This window comes from Nitrospinaceae bacterium (assembly GCA_018669005.1).
GTDB lineage: Bacteria > UBA8248 > UBA8248 > UBA8248 > UBA8248 > UBA8248.
In genome coordinates this window covers 1-3,231 of the sequence record JABJAL010000099.1, presented here as the reverse complement: position 1 = coordinate 3,231, position 3,231 = coordinate 1, and the positions used below count along the sequence as shown (strand labels likewise).

The window sequence follows — 3,231 nt, the reverse complement described above, 5'->3', positions numbered from 1 at the left end:
GTATTCTCTTATTTGTGCAGCAACCATATCTGGTGTTCCGACGAACATCGTGCCCGCGCCCTGGCGCACCCGATTTACACCCATGTAAATGGTGTCGGAGACCCAGAGATCCCCCCGGTTCGCTAAATCAGTCACGCGCTGGTGCGTTACCGACTCTCGGCGTGAGGCGGAGCCCCAGTTGTCCGAATTTACAGCGGCGCTGCCAGCAACAATGCTCTCCGCCACCCGCCGCGCCTCGGCCTTGGTCTCACGCACACAAACCAAGTGCCGGATGGCGAACTCAAGTGGCCGCTCGCGCTCAAAAGTTTTTGAGAACGCCTTCATTTCGGCTATATCCTTTGCAACCACCTCGGGCTCGACTGCGTGGAACACATGGGCGTCACCAATCTTCGCGGCAAGTCGCCTACCCGCCTCAGACATCCCCGCCAGGAAAAGATCAGGTGGGCGGCGGCCTTCACGAGAGGGAAAAAGCGTCGCGTCCTCAAGCTCAAAAAAACGACCCTTGAAAGATACCGGCCCCTCCTCGGCCCAAAGGAGACGGAGAATATCGAAATACTCCTCGTTCCGCTCGTAGCGCTCATCATGGTCAAAGTAATAGCCGTAGCGCTTCATGTCCGCCGTGCTTGCGCCCGAGACAACGTTCAACGAGAGGCGCCCGTCTGTCAGGAGGTCAAAGGTATTTATCTGCTGGGCCGCCATCGTAGGACCAACCAGCCCCGGTCGGAAGGCGACAAGAAATTTTATTTTCCGGGTACCAGGGGCAATGCTTGCCGCTGTGGACCAGGGGTCCAGACAGTGCGTTCCGACTGGCACCAGGATATTGGCGAATCCCGCCTCCTCTGCCGCACGAGCCACTTGGGTAAGATACGCCATCGTGGCGGGCCGCTCGGGCGTCTCGCGAATCACCTCATGCCCGTCTCCGCCTCGGTGGGAGCATAGCGCCCAGTTCAACTCAATCACCACCCCTAACCCTCCCGTCGGATTTTAAGAAACGGCTCAAAACTCCGGCAACCCAAGCATATGCCTGGTCTTAAAACACGGGGCAGCCGCCACTATTTACACCCACCATCTAGCTTCAAGGATAGGTCTATCCTAGCACAACGGCTCTCGATGTTTGACCCTCGCGCCCCTATCCGGGGGGCTTTATGAATCGACTCAAGGGAGTGGTAAAAGGGGGGGACCAAATTCGATACGGGAAAGGCGAATATCTCGATCATCTGGTTTTGGCGGGATCATCCGATTCAGGGGAGTTCATCTGGTTTTGGCGGGCTCACCTAAATCTGCCAAACCACCCAGACACATATGATAATATTTATTTAAATACGAAAGGAAAACACATGAATTGGACCGAGCGACGCCAGCGTTTTCGCGCCATCATCGACGGCGACAAATGCATACATCCCGGGTCGGTCTACGATCCCATTACCGCCAGAATCGCCGAGGATCTAGGGTTTGAGATTGGCATGTTCGCGGGCTCAACCGCCTCGCTCACCGTCCTGGGCGCGCCCGATATTATCATCCTCACGCTCACTGAATTCGCCGCGCAGGCCTACCGCATCTGCCGGGCCGGGAATCTCGCGCTGATGGTGGACGCCGATCACGGCTACGGAAACGCGATGAACACCAAACGAACCGTCGAGGAGCTTGAGACCGCAGGCGTCAGCGGCTTGAGCATCGAGGACACCGAGCTTCCCGAGCCCTATGGCTCAGGCGGCGCGGCGCGCCTTATCTCTATCGAGGAAGGTGTGGGGAAAATGCGCGCGGCCCTCGAGGGCAGACAAGACCCCTCCCTCGTCATTGCCGGACGAACCAGCGCACCGCGCATCTCCGGGGTTGAGGACACGATTAAAAGAGTCCAGGCCTACGAGAAGGCTGGCGTTGACGCCATCTTTTTGGTTGGGCTCAAATCAAGTGAAGATCTCGAGGCCATTTCCGCCTCGATCAAACTGCCGCTAATAATCGGCGGCGGGGCGTCTGAGCTCGGTGGGCTCGACTATCTCGCGGGCCAAAGAGTCCGCATCGCCCTCCAGGGCCACCAGCCGATCATGGCGGCAATTCAGGCGGCACACGACACACTCAAGGCGCTCAAGGATGGCACCCAGCCCGGCGATCTGAAAAATCTTCCCTCAAAGGAATTGATAAAGCAGGTCACGCGCGCAGGCGACATCGATCGCTGGACAAAGGAATTTCTCGGAAGTGAATAGCGCCCTGTAAAGCTTAGGTTATTCTTTCTCCTCGCTCTCCAGCGCGGCCATTGCCTGCTTGACGAGTTTGCGGCGAAGATTTTTTTCCTCGGCCGGCGAGAGGTTCGGATCGCCTGCAACGTGCACGATGCCGTGGCCGAGAACCGTTCGGTTCGAGCCAATCATCTTGGCGATGGGCAGCGCCGAGGTAACCTGCACCACCGGAATGCCTGCCTTTTCCAGCTCCGTTGTAATCGCAGCCCCGCTGCGAGTGGAGGTTCCTCACGTCGAGGTGAGGATTACGGCGTCCACCCCCTCGGCCCTGACCTTCTCCACCATCTCCCGGCCCATCCGCCGCGTGTTCGACAGCGGATTCCCCAGCCCCGAGGTTGAGATGAACTCGTTGTGCAGCTCGCCAATGGCCCCTTCTTCTTCAAGCTCGCGCAGGGCGTCAAGGGGCACCAGACGATTCGGGTCCTCCTCGACAAACCGCTGGTCGTAGCCGCCATGCGATATCTCGTAGTCCTCGCCTTCGAGATGATCCCGGCCCTTGATGTCGTAGGTTCCCCATGTCGTTGCCGCCATCCCCACAATCTTGTCCGGGTTGCCCTTGGGAACGAGCCCACCATCGGTAATGACCATGACCTTTGATTTTGAAATGTCTTTAATCGCCTTGGGCATCGGAGTTGCCTGATAGGTGGATGCTGGCATCTCGGTTTCAAACGGCTCGCCCGCCACCTTGGCCATCAGCATGTCCACCAGCCGGTGGCCCGCCTTTTTTTCGACAAACGCATCGAGTATCAGCCCCCGGGCCAGATAGCCCGCCTCGGCTGGCTTACCTATCGGCTCGCCTTTAAGGCGCTTTTGGGCAATAGCCACGATTTTTTCCATGACATCCTTCATCTCGGCAGCGCTTAGTCCCGAATCGACGATGTAGAGCGCCTCCCGGTACAGATCAACACCCGGATTCTCTACATACATTCCCGTCATCGCCGGAATGCCAAGCTCTGCCTCAACAGCGGCGCAAACCGCCCCCGAGATCATCCCG

4 protein-coding genes are annotated in these 3,231 nt (G+C 58.2%); 1 reads left to right on the top strand and 3 read right to left on the bottom strand.

The window, feature by feature from the left end; all coding sequences use genetic code 11:
- A partial coding sequence (locus tag HOJ95_16010; protein ID MBT6396203.1) for an LLM class flavin-dependent oxidoreductase occupies window positions 1-963 on the bottom strand: 963 nt, incomplete at its 3' end.
- A 374-nt stretch (window positions 964-1,337) separates the two neighbouring features.
- On the opposite strand from HOJ95_16010, the gene HOJ95_16005 reads away from it, so the two are divergent.
- Window positions 1,338-2,204 carry an oxaloacetate decarboxylase gene (locus HOJ95_16005; GenBank protein ID MBT6396202.1) on the top strand — a complete coding sequence of 289 codons (867 nt, stop codon included), beginning with the start codon at window positions 1,338-1,340 and terminating at the stop codon, window positions 2,202-2,204.
- An 18-nt stretch (window positions 2,205-2,222) separates the two neighbouring features.
- On the opposite strand, the gene HOJ95_16000 is transcribed toward HOJ95_16005, so the two are convergent.
- Window positions 2,223-2,438 carry a hypothetical protein gene (locus tag HOJ95_16000; GenBank protein MBT6396201.1) on the bottom strand — a complete coding sequence of 72 codons (216 nt, stop codon included), beginning with the start codon at window positions 2,436-2,438 and terminating at the stop codon, window positions 2,223-2,225.
- A gap of 27 nt (window positions 2,439-2,465) precedes the next feature.
- The coding region (locus HOJ95_15995; protein ID MBT6396200.1) for a glycine/betaine/sarcosine/D-proline family reductase selenoprotein B at window positions 2,466-3,231 on the bottom strand (766 nt) is incomplete at its 5' end.